General features: G+C 49.2%; 10 protein-coding genes. 5 read left to right on the forward strand and 5 right to left on the reverse strand.

Annotated elements, in window-relative coordinates:
* Positions 1–11 precede the first annotated feature (11 nt).
* From tcyC to NZD81_RS17915, 3 genes are all read left to right on the forward strand, one after another.
* Positions 12–755 (forward strand): cystine ABC transporter ATP-binding protein TcyC, encoded by a 744-nt coding sequence (gene tcyC, locus NZD81_RS17905; protein ID WP_003246629.1) that lies wholly within the window; start codon positions 12–14, stop codon positions 753–755.
* Between the two features lie 123 nt (positions 756–878).
* The gene (locus NZD81_RS17910; protein WP_040084189.1) at positions 879–1,526 is read left to right on the forward strand and encodes a YczE/YyaS/YitT family protein; all 648 of its coding nucleotides are present in this window, start codon (positions 879–881) and stop codon (positions 1,524–1,526) included.
* A 103-nt stretch (positions 1,527–1,629) separates the two neighbouring features.
* Positions 1,630–2,304, forward strand: a complete 675-nt coding sequence (locus NZD81_RS17915; protein WP_136654863.1) for a 4'-phosphopantetheinyl transferase — start codon at positions 1,630–1,632, stop codon at positions 2,302–2,304.
* Here NZD81_RS17915 and NZD81_RS17920 read toward each other — a convergent pair.
* Positions 2,299–3,633: an aminotransferase-like domain-containing protein gene (locus tag NZD81_RS17920; RefSeq protein WP_136654864.1), complete on the reverse strand. Its 1,335-nt coding sequence runs from the start codon at positions 3,631–3,633 to the stop codon at positions 2,299–2,301. The genes NZD81_RS17915 and NZD81_RS17920 overlap by 6 nt on opposite strands.
* Before the next feature lie 123 nt (positions 3,634–3,756).
* Here NZD81_RS17920 and NZD81_RS17925 point away from each other — a divergent pair, with 123 nt between their 5' ends.
* A complete protein-coding gene (locus NZD81_RS17925; protein WP_040084192.1) occupies positions 3,757–4,695 on the forward strand; it encodes a DMT family transporter in 939 nt (312 codons plus the stop codon).
* A 53-nt stretch (positions 4,696–4,748) separates the two neighbouring features.
* On the forward strand, positions 4,749–5,306 hold the full coding sequence (locus NZD81_RS17930; protein WP_289861029.1) for a YcxB family protein: 558 nt from the start codon (positions 4,749–4,751) through the stop codon (positions 5,304–5,306).
* 14 nt (positions 5,307–5,320) lie between these two features.
* On the opposite strand, the gene NZD81_RS17935 is transcribed toward NZD81_RS17930, so the two are convergent.
* From NZD81_RS17935 to srfAB, 4 genes are all read right to left on the reverse strand, one after another.
* Complete coding sequence (locus NZD81_RS17935; protein ID WP_289861030.1) at positions 5,321–6,547, reverse strand: MFS transporter; 1,227 nt, start codon at positions 6,545–6,547, stop codon at positions 5,321–5,323.
* Positions 6,548–6,647: 100 nt separating this feature from the next.
* Entirely contained in the window at positions 6,648–7,376 is a 729-nt protein-coding gene (gene srfAD, locus NZD81_RS17940) for a surfactin biosynthesis thioesterase SrfAD (RefSeq protein WP_069148935.1), read from the reverse strand.
* A gap of 28 nt (positions 7,377–7,404) precedes the next feature.
* Positions 7,405–11,232 carry a surfactin non-ribosomal peptide synthetase SrfAC gene (gene srfAC, locus NZD81_RS17945; protein WP_289861031.1) on the reverse strand — a complete coding sequence of 1,276 codons (3,828 nt, stop codon included), beginning with the start codon at positions 11,230–11,232 and terminating at the stop codon, positions 7,405–7,407.
* Between the two features lie 36 nt (positions 11,233–11,268).
* Positions 11,269–22,020 (reverse strand): surfactin non-ribosomal peptide synthetase SrfAB, encoded by a 10,752-nt coding sequence (gene srfAB / locus NZD81_RS21310; protein WP_483298475.1) that lies wholly within the window; start codon positions 22,018–22,020, stop codon positions 11,269–11,271.
* Positions 22,021–22,031 lie beyond the last annotated feature (11 nt).

The raw sequence follows: 22,031 nt of genomic DNA on the forward strand, positions 1-22,031 counted from the left end.
AGGTTCCGAGTATGCTTACCGTTAAGGGATTAAACAAATCATTCGGTGAAAATGAAATTTTAAAAAAGATAGATATGAAGATTGAAAAAGGAAAAGTCATCGCCATACTTGGGCCTTCAGGTTCAGGGAAAACGACGCTGCTCCGCTGCCTGAACGCGCTGGAGATTCCGAATCGCGGAGAGCTTGCATTTGATGATTTCTCCATCGATTTCTCCAAAAAGGTGAAACAGGCGGATATCCTAAAGCTTCGCCGAAAATCCGGAATGGTGTTTCAGGCGTATCACCTGTTCCCGCACCGCACAGCCCTCGAAAACGTGATGGAAGGCCCTGTTCAGGTGCAAAAACGGAACAAAGAGGAAGTCAGAAAAGAAGCGATCCAGCTTCTTGATAAAGTCGGATTGAAGGACAAAATGGATTTATATCCGTTCCAGCTTTCCGGCGGCCAGCAGCAGCGTGTCGGCATCGCCCGCGCACTGGCGATTCAGCCTGAGCTCATGCTGTTTGACGAACCGACCTCAGCGCTTGATCCGGAGCTCGTCGGAGAGGTGCTGAAGGTTATCAAGGACTTAGCCAATGAAGGCTGGACCATGGTCGTTGTGACCCACGAAATCAAGTTCGCGCAGGAGGTTGCCGATGAAGTCATCTTCATCGACGGCGGTGTAATCGTGGAGCAGGGACCGCCGGAGCAAATTTTCTCCGCACCAAAAGAAGAACGGACACAGCGGTTCTTAAACCGGATTTTGAACCCGCTGTAATAAGAAAAACAGGGCGCCTGCGGGCGCCCTGTTTTTTTGTTGAGCTCCTTTCGCCTATTCCGCCCTTCTGTCAGATGTGCTACAATGACAATCGACTGATTTTTACGAAAGAAGGGACCTCACGTGAAGCAAGAACTTGTTCTGCGCTGGACATTTTATTTTGCCGGTTTGATCATTTTGGCTTTTGGTGTATCCCTGACGATAGAAGGAAAAGCACTCGGCATTAGTCCGTGGGATGCATTTCATTACAGCCTGTTTCAGCACTACGGGCTTACCGTCGGCCAGTGGTCCATCATTATTGGAGCGCTCATCGTCGGATTAACGTCATTGTTCACGAGGGCTTGGCCAAAAATTGGAGCGATCCTGAATATGGTGCTCATCGGTGTATTTATAGACTTTTTCAATTTTCTTCTGCCTGCTCCCTCGACCTACACGGGCTCCGTCATCGTCTTCTCTCTCGGCGTGGTGCTGATCGGTTACGGCGTCGGTGTTTATGTATCAGCAGGCCTTGGCGCGGGGCCGCGTGATTCACTGATGATGCTGATTACAGAAAAAACCGGCTGGAATGTGCAATGGGTGCGGAACGGCATGGAATTAACTATTTTATTTGCGGCATGGGGCATGGGCGGCCCGATCGGTTTTGGCACCATTTTGACCGCCATCTTCACCGGACTCATTTTGCGCTTTTCATTGCCGCAGTCAATCCAGCTGCTGAATTATGCCGTGGCAAGGCGGACAGCCGCTGTGAAAGCATCTCCGCCTATACACTAAAACAAAGCCGTCTTGGCTTTGTTTTTTATTTTCTCCTCTATATGAGTCTTGTTGATGTATGATAGGATGGTTTTGACAATCTTTTGCAGACGGAGGACCTAGAATGAAGATTTACGGAATTTATATGGACCGCCCGCTTTCACAGGAAGAGACTGAACGGTTCATGTCTTTCATATCGCCTGAAAAACGGGAGAAATGCCGGAGATTTTATCATAAAGAAGATGCACACCGCACCCTGCTGGGAGATGTGCTTGTTCGTTCAGTCATAAGCGGGCAGTATCAGTTGGACAAATCTGATATCCGCTTCAGCACGCAGGAATACGGGAAGCCCTGCATCCCTGATCTTACTGACGCCCATTTCAACATTTCTCATTCCGGCCGCTGGGTCATTGGTGCGTTTGATTCACAGCCCATCGGCATCGATATTGAAAAAATGAAACCGATCAGCCTTGAGATCGCCAAGCGCTTCTTTTCAAAAACAGAGTACAGCGACCTTTTAGCCAAAAACAAAGACGAGCAAACAGACTATTTTTATCATCTATGGTCAATGAAAGAAAGCTTTATCAAACAGGAGGGCAAGGGGTTATCACTACCGCTTGATTCCTTTTCAGTGCGCCTGCATCAGGACGGAGAAGTATCCATTGAGCTTCCAGACAGCCATTCCCCCTGCTATATCAAAACGTATGATGTCGATCCCGGCTACAAAATGGCTGTATGCGCCGCGCACTCTGATTTCCCTGAGGATATCACAATGGTCTCGTACGAAGCGCTTTTATAAATGGCTCATCAACAGCTTGACACCGCGATCAATATCTTCCGTTTTCACATTGGATATATTGATTTTTAATAGATTTTCTTTTGGATAACCTGATAAATAATGACGGTCTATCGCCTCAAGGTGAACCCCTTGTTTTTTCAGTCTATGAATCACTCTTGAGGCCGGTAGATCCTCAGGAAGCACCAGATGGGTGTGCATACAGGGTGCCTGGCCGCCTGAAAACGTAAAGCGTCCGCTTCCCAGCTGCCTGTGGGTTTGAATGGCTTGATGAAGCCTCAGTGATCGCTCCTTATAGGAATCTCTGATTTTCTCCTTGTGCCTGCCATACATACCGCTTTTCAGATAAATCTCCAATGCCGCTTGAGAAATCATCGAACAGTCGATGTCGTTCAGCTTTTTGTACGCATGAAACATGTCAGTCAGTGCTTCGGGCAAAACAGCCGCCCCCACGCGAAGGCCGGGAAACATCATTTTCGAGAAACTTTTCAAATAAATGACATGTGAGGACAGGTCATATGCGTGCAGCGGATCTGCCTTTTTATTTTCTTCCAAATCACCGAGATAATCATCCTCAACGAGATAGACATCATACGCTTCTGCCAGTCTTACAAGCTCTTGTTTCTCTTGCTCTGACAAAGAGCAGCCAAGCGGGTTATGGAAGCGCGGCATCGTGTAAAAAAATTTGATCGATTCTGTTTGAAACAGCCGCTCAACCTCGGTTAAATTGAGCCCCTCTTCCGTTCGTTTCACTCCGATGGCGGGAATTCCAAGCGTCTCAAGCTGTTCGACCATCAAATGGTAGCCCGGCTGTTCAATGGCGATCTTCTCTTTCCCATTTGGAAACGGCATGGCACAAAGCAAGGATAACGCCTGCTGGACACCTGAAGTAATGAAAATGTGCCGTTCATCCGCAAATACCTGCTGATTGGCCAAGAGCTTTCGGAGTACACGGATGAGTGATGGAAGCCCCTTTGGCGTCCCATAAATAAACAAATCGTTTTTATATGTATCAATCGCTTTGTTGATGCAGTGCTGAAAAGCAAGATACGGAAACACATCTGGATCTGGCGCAGATGTGGCAAAGTCGATGGGGCCAGGCTGCCCGCTTTTTGATTTCCCCGTCTTTTTCACAATATAATAGCCGCTTTTCGGAACGGAATAGATAAGGTGGCGCTTTTCCAGCTCCTGCAGCGCGCGGATCACTGTGCTTTTGCTGACTTGGTGGCGGGCGGACAGCTGACGGATAGATGGAAGCCTGTCTCCTTCTTGATAGGCGGTGCTTTGCATCATCTCCTCTATCCTCGTTAATAGACACATATATTTCTCCATGTCTTCTCCTCCTGTTTTGTACCGGTACAGTTCATTGTTTTTCTCATTGTACCGTGCTGACCGCGGCCATACAATAAAGGGAGCGACCGGCGCTGCAATTCAGGTAAAGGAGCACCTCCCATTATGGTTAAACATCAGCAAGCCTCCGCTTATATAGCGGCTGTTTTATATTCGGTTATTATCGGTTTATCCTTTCTATTCGTAAAAATCGCACTGGAAACAGCAGAGCCGTTTGATATTCTGGCGCACCGGTTCACCATTGCGTTTGCTGCGGCCACTGTACCTGTCTTATTCGGCTGGGTAAAGCTTTCAATCCGCATAAAGGACGTCATTGCCATTTTGCCGCTCGCCCTGCTGTATCCCGCGCTATTTTTCAGCTTTCAGGCATTCGGCCTTGTGTACTCGTCCTCATCTGAAGCGGGGGTTATTCAGGCAGCCATTCCGATTTTCACGATGGTGTTTGCCGCTTATGTTTTAAAGGAACGCCCGACGTGGATACAAAAGGGGTTCACGGTTTTATCCGTTGCCGGTGTCATGTTTATTTTTGTGATGAAAGGCGTTGACGTGGAATCAGCCAGCTTAAAAGGGTCTTTGCTGATACTGTTGTCCGCCTTGTCTTCAGCGATGTACAATACCGCTGCCAGAAAAATGACGCAGCGGTTCAAGCTGACCGAGCTTACCTACATCATGTCTGCCATCGGCTTTGTCGTCTTCAACGCCATTGCCCTTGTGCGCCACGGAGCGGCGGGAACTGTCGGCACTTATTTTCTGCCATTCCGGGAGCCCGGCTTCGTTCTCTCTATTTTGTATTTGGGCGTGCTGTCTTCACTCGTCACTTCATTCTTGTCTAACTATACGCTGTCACGGATTGAGGCGTTTAAAATGAGTGCTTTTAATCATGTATCTACTATCGTAACGATGATTGCAGGAGTGGTGATTCTAAACGAAAGCCTTGCCTGGTATCACTTTGCCGGAGCGGTTTGTATTATGATTGGCGTGCTGGGGAGCAATACCAATCTGCAGAAAAAAACAAAGCGCTCTGGTATGCCTGCAAAAAAATGAGAAATTATGCTAGACTGAAAGGAAAAACATGGTTAGAGGTGTAGGTTTACCGTATGATTCAATATGCTAGTGAAAGTATCATTCTTCCAGGAGAAATCACTTTTAAGGATGTAAGAGAAATCTTTTTTTATCAAATCGCAAAAATGTCATGCTTTTACTTTCTGTTGTGTTGCGCCATATTTGCTGCAGTTAACTTCATTAACGGATGGCCCCGTATCGTTTATGGCAGTGACGCGCTTAACTTGTTTATGAACAGTATGTTGATTATCGTGATGTCCGTTCTGTTTACACTGCTGCTCCTCCTTCTTCTATATGTGAAGTTTTCCAGAGCATACAAGAGGAACGAACGGATGAAATCCAAAAGAACATATACTGTGAATCAAGAAGGAATTCGTATAAGTTCTAAAAAATATGACCTCATTTTCAATTGGAATGAAATCACAGCTGTTTTCGAATATAAGAATATCTTTCGGATCAATACATCCAGCAGCCAATATATTGCGATACCAAAACATTTTTTTCATTCCGAAGTGGAGATGAACAGATTCAAGGAGATTATCCTTAAAAATACCGAAACAAAAAAACTCAAATTTAAAAAGGATCGGCATTGATAGTGCCGGTCCTTTTATATTGATTGATGGGTTTCTTTTGCCTTTTGTTTATCGAAAAACGGCACAAGCTCTATTACAGCCGATACACCCACAAACACGATACACACAGCAACAATCAGCAGATAATCATGAGTCATGTCAAAAAACAAACCGCCCGTATACACACTGAGAGCCCCGGCAACCTGATGGATAAAGAAATTGATGCCTAACAGCGAACCTATCAATCCTGTTTGATAGCTTTCTGAAATTGACGCCGCGGTCAGCGGGATCACGCCTGTGTAACTGAGTCCAAATAACAGGATAAAGCCAAAATACCAAAGTTCGCTGTGATGAATTCCGAGAATGGGGATGAGCAGGCAAATCAGGCTGAGCAGCCGGATGAAAAATAAGATGGATAGCATGATGCTTCTGCTGCCGAGGAGATCTGACAGCCAGCCCGCCAATAATCCGCCAATGATAATAAACGCCCCGAACGCGGCCATCATTCCGTTAACATGAGAGACATGCGCATCCTTCAGTATCGGGACGAGGTGAGCATCAATGATTCCCATCGTAAATCCGCAAGTAAACACCCCGAAGTACAGGATATGAATGAGGCGAGACTGCTTCATCACGTTCCAAAATCCCCGCCAGTCATAAGATTTTTTCACTGACTGCACTTGTGCATGTGGCGGATGCTTCATCCCGAAGGCGAGGAGCGGCAGCAGAACAGCCGCCATGACGATTCCCAAAATGGTATAGGTGTTCTGCCAGCCGGCATGGTACGGAGCCGCTGCCCAAATGGGCGAGAGAAGCAGCAAGCCCGCAGAGTTGGCATTGGTCAAAATAGCAAGCGCCAGACCTTTGTGTGTGTCAAACCAGCGGCTGATGAAATACTGGGTCGTCACGCCGACCGCACAGGAATAGCCGATCCCGCCAAGCACACCGTAAATAGCGGAAAACACATGAACATTTGGTGAATACGGAAGCATCAAAAAGCTAGCGCTGATGCAAACAGCCCCCAGCGCCATAATTTTTCTGACACTGAACCGGTCGATAAAAAAACCGACAAAAAACTGGACGATGCCGGTTGTGATCATAAAAATGCTGACAGAAACCGAGATCAGCGACCTGTCGGCATGGAAGGCATCCGCCATTGGAAGCATAAAAAATTGAAAGGAGTTTCTGAATGAGTTCATTCCGATGGCGAAAACAAACGTAAACAGCAATACAAACCATTTCATCCTGGGAGACGTGCGCATGTTTTGACCTGCCTTTATCTGAGTATTTCGACTATTATACCATGCGAAAATTGTCATTCCACACTAAAAAAGCGGAACAGCCTGAGCTGTCCGCTTTTGATCACGATTGAATGATCGGATGCTGATTCAAGATTGCAAAAATCCGTTCTGCGACTTCTTCCGTTTGTGACAGCAGGAACATGTGGCCGCCGTCAAATTGATGGAATGTGATGTCTTTTGCCCACTTCTTCCAGCCTCCCGCATCTCGAATGCATTTTTTATCATCAAGCCCGTTAAAGACATGAACAGGCGATTGGATCGGGGCCAGATCGTGAAGCACAAATTGTTCAAGCGCCCTGTAGTCCGATCGGAAGGAAGGCAGGAAAAAGGACATGACCTCCTTATTTTCAACAAGCTCTGCGGGCATTCCGCCTAATTTGATAATATGATCAAGGAATTGATCATCAGGCAGATGGGACACTTTCTTCCGCTGAATATGGGGCGGCTGTATCGCAGAAATGATAACTGCCTGTGGAAAGATGCCTTCCCGCTCAAGCTTTTGCGCCAGCCTGAAGGTGATCATGCCGCCCATACTGTGTCCGAACAGCACAAACGGCCGATCAGGGCCCAGGTTCAGTTCTTGCTTGTACAAATCCGTCAGCTCTTCGAGATCCTCAATGGCTGTCGTTTGATTCGTGCCGTGTCCCGGCGGCTCAGCAGCAAGCATCTCACACTCCCCCTGCAAAAAAGCATGGAGAGGGCGAAACGACGCTGAGTAGCCGCCGGCAAACGGAAAACAGATGAGCTGCGTTTTTTCCGACGCATCAAATGATTTGAAGAGTTGGCTCATTGGCTGTCTCCTCCTTTCATCACTTCATTTAAGAAACCGTTACGGTTTGTGTATTAAGGAATTCGAGCAAAATTACGGCATTCCTATCTAGCGTTTCGCCCTGCAGCATTTCTGCGTGTGTTCCGAAGCCTCTTTTCACACGATAAGCACCTGTTGTTGCCTCTTCCCATGATGCAAGCCATTCCGGCATGTCAAAATCAGCGCCAGATGTCAACAGATCAATATCAGCTTTCACCTGGCCTGTGCTGATCAGGCTGACGTAGTATGAGTAAAAGGCATGTGTTTTTTGCTTAAGTCCTTGTTTGACGGCTTCGCTGTTGAGCGCTTCATTGTCCCGGTTTACATTCATCAACGCTTCGACATCACTTTCAACCGTGCGTCCGTCCAGATCACTGACACCTTGTTTTTTATAGGAATCCACCATGATGATCCGCTGAACAATACGGCCTTGTTCCTCAAGCTTTTTGGCAGCTTCAAACGCCAGGCTGCATCCTGCTGAATATCCAAACAAAGTCAAAGGCCCTTCCGGCTGAAGCTTCTGGATCAAATCCGCATAGCGGTCAAGGCGATTTTCTTCTTCAATGAAGTCAAAGGCGCACAGCTTGTATGACGGCAAGCGGGCGGCCAGATTTTGGTACATGAGGCCATAGCCCAAGACTGGAGGAAATGCGAAAATGATCTGCTCCCGATCGGGATTCATTATCGTTACATCCTGCAATCCATCTGAGCCCCCGTTTTTCAAAAACGCTGAAATACCGGCGATTGTCGGCGCTTCAAACAAAACCTTTACCGGAAGATCAATCCCGAGCTCCTTCTTGATGCGGGAGGCGGCGGTCATTGCCTTCAAGGAATGTCCTCCGAGCACAAAGAAATCGTCATGAATGCCGACTTGTTTTCTGCCGAGAACCTCAGACCAGATTTGCGCGATAGTTTCTTCCATCTCGTTTCGCGGTCCGATCCATTCTTCCGCCAGCTGATCCTGATCAGGTTTTGGCAGCAGCCGTTTATTGACTTTCCCGTTTGTCGTTAAAGGAAGCTCATCCAAGAAGGTAAAGGTTTGCGGCACCATGTAAGCAGGAAGCTGCTTTTTCAGGTGCGCCTTTACGCCTTCAGCTGAAAGCTGCGTCCGGGTCACCAGGTAGGCGTTGATTGATGCATCGCCAGACTCAGGGCAGTCCGCAACAACGATCGCATCTTTCACTCCCGGGTATTCCTGCAGCTGCTTTTCAATTTCTTCAAGCTCAATCCGGTGTCCCCGTATTTTGACCTGATCGTCAATACGGCCGGCGTATTCAATCGTTCCATCCGGCAGCCAGCGTGCTAAATCCCCTGTGCGGTAAAGCATTTCTTTCGGCTTAAACGGGTTCTTGATAAACTTTTGCTTCGTGAGGTCAGCACGATTTACATATCCTTTTGACACGCCCATTCCGCTGATGCACAGTTCACCGATCGCCCCGAATGGCTGGAGCTGTCTTTGCTCATTCAGAATATAAACACTGGCATTGCTGATCGGCTTTCCGATCGGCAATGAGGAGATGGAATCCGGTATATCATGCACGACGTGAGCAGTCGCAAACACTGTTCCCTCAGTCGGCCCGTAGCAGTTAATCAGCTTGCCCGGCCCCATGACCCGCAGCACTTTCCTGACGTGCGGAACAGATGCGCGCTCTCCGCCGAATAATACACAGCGAAGCCCCTTCATCCAATCCTCTCCCGCATCTGTGAGAAGATTAAACAGCGCAGTTGTGGCAAACATGACATTGACATTCTCCTTCTTGATCAGATCAGTGAGCCGTTCTGTATCAAGCAGCGTATGTTCATCTGCGATAATGAGCCGTGCCGCATTCAGTATGGAAGCGTAGAAATCAAAGGTAAATGCGTCGAAGGCGTAATTCGAAACAGATAAGAACGTATCTTTTTCAGAAAATGCCATGTAGTCTACATGCTTGACCAACCCTTGAATATTGGCATGAGTGGTCATATTGCCCTTTGGCTTTCCGGTTGTGCCGGACGTGTACATGATATATGCCGGATCATCGGGATCAATTGCGGTGGCAGGATCGCTTTCCTTTTCCTCAAACCGTGTTTGATCATCGATGACGAGCGTTGTGCCTGTATACGGCAGCTGAGCCGCTTGTTCTTTCATCTCCTGATGTGTCAGCAGACAGGCTGCCGCACTGTCAGCCAGCATATACGAGATTCGGTCCTCTGGCAGCTTCGGGTCAACCGGCAGATAAGCCGCTCCCGCCTTTAATACACCGAGAATGCCGATCACCAGTTCAAGTGAGCGCTTCGTGTACAGCGCTACAACGGAGCCTTTGCCCGCACCGTGTTTTTGCAAACGGTGCGCAAGGCGGTTCGCTTCCTCATCTAATTCGCGATAAGACAGGGTCTGGCCGGAATACGTAAGCGCCGGTGCATTCGGATTGACATTCACCGCTTCCTTAAACCAATCGGTCAGAGGCTTTGTCTCATGAGTTTGAGCCGGCGGGTTTAAGCCGGTAAGCAAAAATTCTCTCTCCCTGTCGTCAACGAGGTTGATCGTGCTGACAGGCTGTTCGGGATTCTGGATGAGCTGCTGAATTGCTGTGAGAAGTTGGGATTTCAAGCGCAGGATAAACGCCTCATCAAACACATTCTCATTATAAGCAAGCTTAATCAGCATCTCTTCACCTGGAGAAGCCATTAGGTTGAGATCATAATTCGACTTCTCAAAAACATGAACATCCACCATATCAAAGCCGTTTTCACTGCTTTCTTCATTTTTCGCATCCTGAAGCGGATAGTTCTCAAAAACAATGATGTGGTCAATCAGTTTCGGCTGATCGGCCTGGCTTTGGATGTCATAAAGCGGCACATATTGATGCGGCTCGGACTGCAGCGATTGCTCCTGCAGCTGCTTGAGCAAGCCGGTAAATGTGATATCCTTAGACAGCTTCACACGTCTCGGGACAACGTTGATAAACAGTCCAACCATATGTTCAACGCCTTTAATTTCCGCGGGACGCCCGGAAACGACTGTACCAAACGTTAAATCGCCAGACTGCTGATAGCGGCTGATCAATACGCTCCAGACTGCCTGCAGCGCCGTGCTTAAAGTGGTATGCTGCGATTTTGCAAGCTCGGCAAAGGCCTTTGTTTCCGCCTTCGGCAATGAAAAGAGCAGCTCTTTCGGCTCATAGCCGTCCTTTTGTTTCTTTCTTTGCTCCGCAAACGTCGTTTGTCCCTCAACATCCTTTAAGTACTCGCGCCAGTAATGCAGTGATGCGTGTTTATCCTGCTTTTCAAGCCACTTGATATAGTCTTTATACGGTTTGACTGGCGGCAGGCTGTACGGCTTTTGTTCGCGCAGAGCATTGTATACTTTAAATAGATCCTGTACGACGATGCCGAAGCACCAGCCGTCCAAAATAATGTGGTGGTAGCTCCACACCCATTCAAAGCTTTCTTCAGCTTTTTTGAAAACAGCTGCCCGCATCGGAATATCCCGCGTCAAATCAAAGCCTCTGATCTTATCCTGTTCCTTGTATTCATTGATTTTGGCTGCTTGCTCGCTGCCCGTTAAGTGTGTCAGATCGATTTCTTCTATATGGAACTGCCGTTTTTTCAATACGACTTGGACAGGCCTTTTTACTTTTTCGTGAATGAACACGGTACGAAATACATCGTACCGGTCCATGATCACATTCATGCTTTCTTCAAGACATTTGATATTCAAGCTGCCTTTTACTTTCATCGTGATCTGTTCAAGGTAAAAGCTTTGGCCGGGATTCAGGATGGCATGAAAAAGCATCCCTTCCTGCATCGGCGATAGGTAATACATATCTTGAACCTGATCCTTGCTAAATTGACTCATATGTTTCGCTCCCGCCTTCTGTAATTCCCTTGCGTTTTATTTTAAATTCTCCTCAAGCATGTCAAAGATATCTCCCATTTCGTCCATTTCAAGGTTTTCGGCGCTGAAGTCGCTTGGCGTGAATTCCTTCTCTTCTTTTTCCGTGCAATGACGGATCAGCATCAGAAGATTTTCTTTAAACCGTTCCATTCGCTCTTCAATCGTGGCTCTTTCAAACTCCTTCTCATTGTAGGAGCAGGAAAGCACAAACCGGCCGTTTCTGATCATGCCGCTGAAGCTTAAAGCGTACAGCGCCTCTGATTCTCCGCTTACTTGGCGCCCCATATCGAAAGCGGACGGTTCAAAGAAATCGGTTTTGACTTCACTGTCGAATTGGCCCAAATAGTTGAAGCTGATCTCCGGTGTGAAGCCCTTTGTTTCCGATGTTTCTGTGAAATAACGAAGAATGCCGTAGCCAACACCTTTATCCGGAATGCGGCGCAGGTTTTCTTTGACTGTTTTGATCACAGCTGAGACATCTGCTTCAGACATGTCGAGCACAACTGGGTATTGTGCCGTAAACCAGCCGACCGTTCTGGAGATATTCACATTCGGGATGATGTCCTCCCGGCCGTGTCCCTCAAGGTTAATGCCGATTTTGGCACTGGCTGTCCATTCTTTCATTGTCAAACCAAGCGCGCTGAGAAGTATATCGTTGATTTCAGTTCCATATGGCTGATGAACATCTGTTAAAAGATGCTTCGTGTCTTCTTCCGTTAATTCACATAGGACGGATGATGTATCCTTGACGATCCGCTGCTCTGTTTCACAATCCTTCGGTAAAGGAGAAACCTGCTCAGCGGCAATTTGCGACCAGTATTCAGCCTGCTGTAAAAGATGCACTGATTGGCTGAATGCCGCCAGTTCTTCCGCCCAGTCCTTGAAGGAGTTTGTTTTTTGCGGGAAGACAAGGCTCTCTTCTTTCTCAGCCTGCATGTAGCCTGAAGCAAAATCTTCAAGCAAAATCCGCCATGACACACCGTCGACCACGAGATGGTGTACAGCGATGAGCAGGTGATCCCCAGCTTCCGTGCGGTATTGCTCCGCCTTTAGAAGGGGCCCGTTTTGCAGATCAATACTGCTTTGCAGCCTGTTCGCCAGAATCTTAATCTGGTTTTTCAGCATCTCTTCATCAGAGCCGTACAGATCCACGATTTCGAAACTTACCTTGCTCTCACCGATCGGTTGATACGCCTGAATGATGTCCCCGTTTTCCTCACGGTAAACCATACGGAGCGCGTCATGATGTTCGATCAGCGCCTGCAATGTTTTCTCCACCCGTTCAGGATCAAAGCCCTTCTTGGCGTGAAGCATCACCGATTGGTTCCAGTGGTGCTGATTCGTGAAGTTCTTTTCAAAGAACCAGCGCTGGATCGGCGTCAGGATGACTTCGCCCTCCACCGGGCCTTGGTCTGCCTGTTTGCCTTCGGCACGCTCTACGTATTGGGTCAGCTCCTCGATCGTCGGATGCTGGAAGAGATCTTTCATTTCCAGCTTCCAGCCGTGCTGGTTCAAGCGGCTCGCCATCTGAATTCCTTTGATGGAATCTCCGCCCAGCGAGAAGAAATTATCGGTGACACCGACTTCAGCCATTCCAAGCACGTCCTGCCAGATGCCGGCAAGCAGCTCTTCCATGTCGGTCGTCGGCGCTTTGTATTCCCCGCTTCCCGCTTCGATGTCCGGCTCAGGCAAGGCTTTGCGGTCCACTTTGCCGTTTGCCGTAACCGGAAGCTCGCTCAGCGTTACCCAGAACGCCGGGATCATGTAATCCGGCAGGGTTTCCTTCAGTGCTGATTTCAGTGCTTCTATGTCAGCTGATTCAGGTGTGACATACGCCGCGATCGCTGTATTGCCGCCTTTATCCTGCACGGCTGTTACCGCCGCATCCTGCACCTCAGAAAGCTGCGCGAGCTGGACTTCGATTTCTGAAAGCTCGATTCGGTAGCCGCGGACCTTGACCTGCTGGTCGATCCGGCCGATGTATTCGATGCCGCCGTTCACCCACTTCACCAAATCACCAGTGCGGTACATGCGTTCACCCGGCATAAACGGATCAGCGACAAACCGCTTCGCGGTTTCGTCTTCTCGATTCAGATAGCCTCGCGCCAATCCGCGTCCCGCCACGCAAAGCTCTCCGGCTACGCCTTCTGGCTGCACCTGATTGCCCTCGCCAAGAATGTACACTCTCGTATTGGCGATCGCCTGTCCGATGGAAAGCGAGCCTTCCTCCGGATGGATTTCTGTGCTTGTGGCAACGACCGTATTTTCTGTCGGCCCGTAGTTGTTGACGAGCTTGTACGGCTTTTTCGCGGCACGCTTCAGCTTGTCTCCTCCAGTCAAGAGGACACGCAGTGATGTGTTCTCAAGCTCCATGAACTGTTCCGCCAGCTGCGTCGGCAGGAACGTAATCGTCACGCCGTTCGTATCGAAATAGTCATTCAGGCGGACGATATCGAGGCGGATCGCTTCATCTATGACGTGAAGCTCAGCGCCAATCGTCCAGGTCGGGAACATCTCCCAAATGGAGGCGTCGAATCCGAAGCCCGCGTACTTCGCACTGCGGTCCTCCGCTGTCATACTGAACGCGTCGTGATGCCAGAAGCACAGGTTCACAAGCGCATGGTGCTCGACCATGACACCCTTCGGCTGTCCGGTCGTTCCAGATGTGTAAATCATGTACGCCAAGTTCTCAGCTGTTACAGCGGTTTCTGGATTTTCCTCGTCGTTTTCATCAAGCGGCAGGCTTAGAATCGTGCGGCTTCCGTCGAGAAGAATGACATCTCCCGTATAGCTGTCCGGCACTGAAATGCCTTCCTGCTTCAAGAGAAGTTTCGCGCCGCTGTCCTGTAAAATATACTCAATCCGCTGATCCGGGTAGTCAGGATCAATCGGCACAAACGCCGCTCCCGCCTTTAAGACGCCGAGCACAGCGGCCGACATTTCAAGCGACGGCTTCGTGAGGACGCCGACGCGGTCATCCGGGCTGATGCCGCAGTCGATCAGAATTCGCGCGAGACGGTTTGCCTTCGCATTCAGCTCGCCGTACGTCCAAGATCGGCCGTTGTATGTGACAGCCGGGCGATCTTTGTGGCGCTGAACAGTCTCTTCGAATAGCTGATGAACCGTTTTGTCTGTCGGCACAGGCAGCGTTTTGCCCTTCCATGCCTCAAGAAGCGCTTGTTTTTCTGTTTCAGTGACGAGTGACAGGCTGGAAAGCGGCTGGTTCGGGTTTTCCGCAACAGCCTTTAGTAACCTCAGAACGTATTCGCTCCATTTTTCAGCCGTTTCTTTTGTGAACAGATCTGTCGCATATTCGAGCTGCAAGCCAATGCCGTTTTCATCAGTAAACCCGCCCAATGTCAGATCAAACTTAGAGGTTCCCTGATGAGCCTCATAAGGTGAAATGCTCAGATTTGGCAATGTAAGCTGTTCTTTATCGGGGTTTTCTGTCGTCACCATCACATTAAATACTGGATTTCGGCTCATATCCCGAGGGAGATCAAGCTGATTAACCAGATCTTCAAATGGATACTCCTGATGCTCCAGCGCTGACAGGTTCGTCTGCTTCGCTTGCTCCAGAAGCTCCGCAAATGTCTGCTGTTCTTTCGCTTCCATTCTCAGGGCAAGTGTATTGACGAACATTCCCGGCATGTCTTGGACATCGGCATTCGTCCGGCCCGCAGTAACAGAACCGATGACGATATCCCGCTGTCCGGAAATTTTGCTTAAAAAGACGTGGAAAACAGCATGGAGCACCATGTGCAAGGTCGCTCCGGTTTCCGCGAGCAGCTTTTCGACCGCCTTTGCCGTCTCACTTCCCGTACGGAAACGAATCGTATCTCCTTTAAAGCTTTGCACCGGCGGACGGGCGTAATCGAGCGGGAGATCAAGCTCTGGCAGCTCGCCTGAAAGAACCGACAGCCAGTACGCCTCATGCTCCTTCATCCGTTCTTTTTGCTCAGCTTCATGTTGCCAAACGGCGAAATCTTTATAATGAAGCGACGGCTCCGGAAGCTGCTCTCCTTTGTAAAGCAGCGCCAATTCTTTTACAAAGATGCCTCTTGAGACGCCGTCTGCGATGATGTGATGCATATCTAAAAGCAGCAAATGTTTCTTCGCTTCTATTCGGAGCAAAGCGGCGCGAATGAGCGGTGCGTCGGTTAAGTCGAATGGCTGGATAAATTCCTTAATCTTTTGGTCCGCTTCGTCTTCTTCCGCTTCAAACAGATGAAGATCAACCTCCGCCTCCTCAATAATGCGCTGAACAGGCTCACCATTAGCTTCCATAAATGACGTCCGCAATGATTCGTGACGGTTCACAAGCTGGTTGAGCGAGTCGCGCAGGCGCGAAACATCAAGCTCACCTTCCATTAGAAGAACAGATGGCATGTTGTAGCTTATCGTCTGGCGGTCAAGCTGATTGAGCACATACATCCGTTTCTGCGCGGATGACAATGGATACATAGCCTGCTTGTCAGCCGGCTTGAGGACTTGATGGCCGCCTGAAACAGCAGACGCCTCCATATAAGCCGCCAGCTGGCGAATAGTCGGCTGCTCGAACAGTGCTTTAAGCGGTATGCTTTTCTCCAATTCTGCCTGAATGTTGGCAATCAGCATCATTCCTTTTAATGAATGGCCGCCTAAATCGAAAAAATTGTCGTCAATGCCGATGGCTTCTATGCCAAGCGTTTTCCGCCATATGCGGCATAAGCTTTCTTCAAGCGCTGTTTCCGGTGCCGCCAAGGTCTTGCCAGAAGATTGTGCCGCATTCGGCTTCGGCAAAGCGTTTCTGTCGGTTTTCCCGTTTGCCGTCAGCGGAATTGCGTCAACCTGCACAAAGAAAGCAGGAATCATATGAGACGGCAGTGTTTGTGAAAGCTGGTTCCGGAGCTCTGCTTTTTCGATGGCCTGATCCGACGTATAATACGCGCAAAGCTCTTGAAGGCCGCCCTCGGAAACCGCCAGCACAACCGCTTCTTGAATTCCGCTGAGGCTGAGCATGACCGTTTCAATTTCTTTCGGCTCAATGCGGTAGCCGCGAATTTTCACCTGATCATCAGCCCGGCCGATAAATTCAAACGTACCGTCAGAAAGTCTCCGTACGACATCTCCGGTTTTGTACATGAGGCTGCCCGGCGAATATGGATTTTCCACAAATCTCTCGGCTGTCAGCTGAGGCCTGTTGAGATATCCTCTCGCAAGCCCCTGTCCCGTAATATAGAGCTGTCCGCTCGCTCCCGGCGGCACAAGCTTCAATGCTTCATTTAAGACAAGCGCGCCGGCATTCGCAATCGGTTTTCCGATTGTCGGGCTTTTCGCAAATGCATCCGGCTCAGACAGATCAATCCGTCCGGCGATGGCGCCGATCGTTGCTTCTGTCGGGCCGTAGTGATTGATAAATTCGGTATGTCCATACACCCTGCGAAAGGCAAGAACATCAGCGGGGATGATTTTTTCTCCTCCCAAGACGATCAAGCGCAGGGATTCAAAGTTCGACTCTTTTGCAAAACTGGATGTGTTCACCATTATATGGAACAGAGACGGGGTCAGTTTGATATATGTGATCCCATGCTCCTTGATATAGTGCGCTATTTCATCCGGCGCCGTATAGGTTTCCTTCTGTACGATATGGAGCTCGCCCCCGCCCAGAAGCACGGGGAACACGCTCGTATAGCCTAGGTCAAATGCGTAAGAGGATAGCAATACAGTCTTATCCTTTTCCGTCAGGCTCGCCTCTTCACTAAACCAAGAGAAATAGTTTGTCAGATTGCGATGCTCGACCTGCACGCCCTTCGGCTTTCCGGTCGTACCGGATGTATAAATGACATATGCAAGATTGCGAGACCCTGAAATGGAAGCTGGGCGCTCCTTGCTTTCATTTCTCCATTTACCTTCATCAAGGTTGACGATTGCCCCTTCATATTGCCCAATAGCCGTCATGTTTCTTTCATTGACGATCGCAATTTTTGCTCCGCTGTCCTCTAATGAATAACGGATTCGTTCTTCGGGTGTATCAGGATCAATGGGAAGGAAAGCTGCCCCCGCCTTCATGACACCGAGAATGGATACCATCACCTCAGCTGACCGGTCCATAACAATCGCAACGATCTCTTCACTTCCTGCCCCTTGGGCACGAAGATGGTGCGCCAGCTGGTTCGCCTGTTCATCAAGCTCGCGATAGGTCAGCAGATTTCCGCCAGCCTTCACGGCAGGATGGTCAGGTGTTTGCTGGGCCTGTTTTTCAAAGAGAGCTGCAAAGGTGGCTTCCGTTATTTGAGTCATATGTCTTTCTTCCAGCAAAGCAGCCGTTTCTGCAGATGAAAGCAAATCTACTTCAGACAGCCGAACGTTCGGATTAGCCGCGGCCGCTTTGATGATATTGACAAAGTGGCTGCTCCAGCGGCGGATGGTCTCGTCCTTAAACAGAGCAGTCGCATAGTCAAAGCTTAGGCCGATATCGTCTTCACGCTCGACCGCTTCCAAGGAGAGGTCAAATTTCGCCACATGATGATGCATGGAATACGAGGAAATCTTCAAATCTCCTAATCTTAAAGAAGGAATCTCCATATTCTGCATATTGAACATCACGCTGAACAGCGGACTTCTGCTTGTATCCCTTGTAAGAGGAAGCTTTTCAATCAGCTCCTCAAGCGGATAGCTCTGGTGCTCGAAGGCTTGAAGGCTGGCTGTTTTGACCTCCTCAAGGAATTGCGCGAAGGTTTTATCCCCCGCTGGTGCCGTTCTGAGTGCTACCGTGTTGACAAACATCCCCGGCACACCTTGCAGATCAGGATGTGTTCTGCCAGCTGTCGGCGAGCCGACAATGATATCATCCTGCGACGCGTACTTAGAAAGGAGTACATTGAATGCCGCCAGCAAAAACATGTACATTGTCGTATCCGTTTCTGCTAAGAATGACTTGATTTGAGCAGTCATCTGTTGATCAAGCCCGAACATCACGCGCTCTCCCGCAAAGCTCCGCTCAGCAGGCCGCTCGAAATCCGCGGGAAGATCCAGTATTGGCAGCTCGCCTTTAAAGACATCGAGCCAGTATGCCTCATCTTTTTGATAATCAGCGTGTTCTTTGTGCCAAACTGCGTAATCTTTATAGTGAATTTGCGGCAGCTCCAGATCCGCGCCTTGATACATTTTGGCAAGATCACCGATCAGTATGCCTGTTGAACTGCCGTCAGTGATAATATGATGCATATCAATGAGCAGCAGGTGGCGATTTTCTTCCAGCTGGACAAGCTTCGAACGGACGAGCGGCGCACGATGTAATTCAAACGGCTGAACGAACGCTCTGATCATTTCCTCCGCGTCTTCTTCCCGTCCCTTGGCAGCCTCCAGCTGGAACGATATGTTTTTATGAACGGTTTGTACAACCTCTCCGTCGATCATGTCAAACGATGTACGAAGGATTTCGTGCCGGTTGATTAATTGCTGCATCGCGTTTTCAAGCCGGTCTTGATCTACTTCTCCCTCCAGCAAAAGTACAGCGGGGACGTTGTAGCTTGTGTTTGCTTGTCCAAGCTGATTGAGGATATACATTCTCCGCTGGGCCGGGGATACAGGATAATGCTGCTGATAAGGTGCTTGCCTGATCGGTTCAAACGTCTGCTCCTCCTTGCTTTCGTTCTCGTCCAAATACAGCGCCAATTCTTGAATGGTCGGCTTTTCAAAAAGCACTTTAATCGGTACTTCCTTATGGAAATGCTCTTGGATTTTTGCCGTCATCATCATCGCTTTCAAAGAATGGCCGCCGATCATAAAGAAGTTATCGGTAACGCCTGCTTTGACACCGAGTATTCCTTCCCAGATCTCCGCTAATTTCTTTTCACTCTCTGTTTCTGGTGCTGCGTATTCCGGCTGCACGGCTTCTGATTGCGGCGCGGGCAGTTCTTTTTTGTTGATTTTCCCGTTCGGCGTGAGCGGCAGACTGTCCATTTGAATCAGGTGGGCAGGGACCATATAGTCAGGCAAAGACTGAGATAGCGTTTTTCTCAGCTCGCTCACAGCAACTTCACGGTCTGCCGTAAAGTACGCGCAAATTTCATTTTCATCCGCTTTGTTTTTGCGGATGATCACCGCAGCCTCTGTCACATGCTCAGCCATGTTCAGTTTTGTTTCAATTTCGCCAAGCTCAATTCGGAAGCCGCGCACCTTCACTTGGTTGTCGATTCTGCCTAAAAATTCGATATTGCCGTCCGGCAGCCATCTTGCCAAGTCGCCAGTGCGATAAATCCTTTCACCCGGTCTGAACGGGTCTTCGAGAAATTGCTTCTCCGTCAGCTCAGGGAGATTGACATAGCCACGCGCCACACCGATTCCGCCGACGCAAAGCTCGCCGGGTGCGCCGATTGGCTGCAGGCGTGCCTGCTCATCCATGATGTAGGCAGTGGAATTTCCGATCGGCTTCCCGATTGGGATAGAGCCGCCATACTCGCGGTCGATCAGAAAACTTGTTGAAAACGTCGTGTTTTCTGTCGGGCCGTATCCGTTCCACAATGAAAGCGACGGCGATGCCTGTTTGACTTTGCTGACAATATGCGGGACAAGGGCGTCTCCGCCGATGATTAAATGTCGCAGTGTGCCGAACATACCCGCATCCTTTGCGGCAAGCTGGTTGAATAATGGTGATGTCAGCCACATCGTCGAGATTCTTTGCTCGCGCAGGAATGCAGCAAATTGTTTCGCATCAAGCAGCGTCTCTTTTTTGACCGGATAAAGCGCTGCGCCATTTAGCAGTGCACCGAATACCTCAAACGTTCCGGCATCAAAGCTGACCGCTCCTGTTTGCGCCATACGGTCCTCTTCAGTAACAGGAACGTACCCGGCATTTTTGACGAGGCGCAGAATGCTTTTATGTTCGATCATGACGCCTTTTGGTTTGCCCGTTGAACCGGATGTGTACATGATATATGCCAAGTCGGACGGGGCGGATGGCAGGTTGAGATTGTCAACCGCTTCGCTCTCATCCAAGCCTATGTCCAGTGTAAGGACCGGCACCTGCAGCTGATGCGCCTGCTCTGTATAAGAAATTCCGGTCAAGACCATTCGAACGGAGCTGTCCTCTGCCATGAACCGAAGACGGTCCCCAGGAAGCGCTGGATCAAGCGGAACATATGCAGCGCCTGCTTTTAACACAGCCAGCATGCCGACAACGGTTTCTATTGAGCGGTCGTTCATAATCGCGACTGTTTCCCCTTTTTGAAGGCCTTGGTCAATCAGCTTTCTCGCCAGACGATTGGCCGCTGCATTCAGCTCGCGATATGTCAGCTCGGTTCCTTCATATACAACGGCAGTGCTCGCCGGCGTCCGTTTCGCTTGCTCTTCAAACACTTGATGAACAGCCATTCCTTCCGGGAGTTCGGCTTTCGTGCTGTTAAACACCTCGACAATTTGCCGCTGCTCTTCGGCTCCCACAAGCCCGTACTCACGCACAAACGCGGCCGGCTGATCGACAGCTGCTTCCATCATGCGGGTAAGGTGCTCCGCTGTCCGTTCGATAAAAGCGGAATCAAAGGCGGCGCCGTTATATTTGATTTTGACGGTCCACGTTTTGCCCGGATACACAATCAGGTTGAAATCGAAGCTCGTTTGTTCAAATGCGCTTTCTACCTTGATCGAGAACCCGAGGCGGTCTTCCATGCTGCCATTTTCAAGCTCCTGATCAAGCGGATAATTTTCAAAAGCGACCAGATGGTTTAAGAGATTGCCATCAAGGGCTGAGCGTTTTTGAATCTCATAGAGCGGCACGTAATCGTAACGCTCCGCCTCTACTGCATGCCGCTGAACAGCTGTGAAAATATCAGCGAAAGCAGCATCTCGTTCAACGTTTACCCGCACTGGAATGGTGTTGATAAACAGCCCCGCCATCGTTTCAATTCCGTTGATTTCAGACGGCCTTCCCGAGACGACCGTTCCGAAGACCACATCATCCGTAAAGTTGTATTTGCTGAGAACAATGCCCCAAACGGCCTGAAATAGGTTAGGCCCCGTCACTTGATGGCGGTTTGCGGCTTGCTGAATACGGGCAACCAGTGTTTCGTCCCATGTAAATGAATATTCTTTATTGACGTATTCGTCTTTTTTCACAGGCAGGCGGCCCGGGAGCACACTTGGCTGTTCAAAACCCGCCAAGCGCTCGCTCCAGTAGCTCTCCGCTTCTTCATTGTCCTGTTTTCCAAGCCACTTGATGTAATCGGAATAAGGCTTGCCTTGACCGTTTGCAGGTGTCCTGCCTGCTCTGAGCGCTTCATAGTTTTGGAACAGGCTTTTCATGAGGACGCCCATGCTCCAGCCGTCCATCATAATATGATGATTGCTCCAGACGAGATACAGCTGATCTGCATTAAGGCGGAAAACTGCTACCTTGAACAAAATATCTTTTGCCAGGTTAAAGCCTTGTCGCTGAACGTCTTGTTTGTAACGCTCAATGTGCTCTTTCTGGCGGCTCGTGTCTGCATGACTGATATCCTCATAATGCACCTTTGTTTTGCGTTCCGCTAATACAACCTGACGCGGTTTTTGCAGCTGCTGATGCACAAATACCGTACGGAGAATATCGTATGACCGAATCAGTTCATTGACGCTTTTCTCAAAGATTTCAAGATCAAAAGCGCCGTGAATCCCAAGCTCTAATTGTGTGAAGTATGAGGAAGAATGCGGATCAAGCATCGCATGATACAGCATTCCTTCCTGCATTGGTGTCAGTGCGTACACCTTTTGAATCGATTTTTTGCTCATATGCCACCTCT

The sequence above is a fragment of the Bacillus sp. B.PNR1 genome, assembly GCF_030386235.1.
In the GTDB taxonomy this organism is placed as follows: Bacteria; Bacillota; Bacilli; order Bacillales; family Bacillaceae; genus Bacillus; species Bacillus stercoris.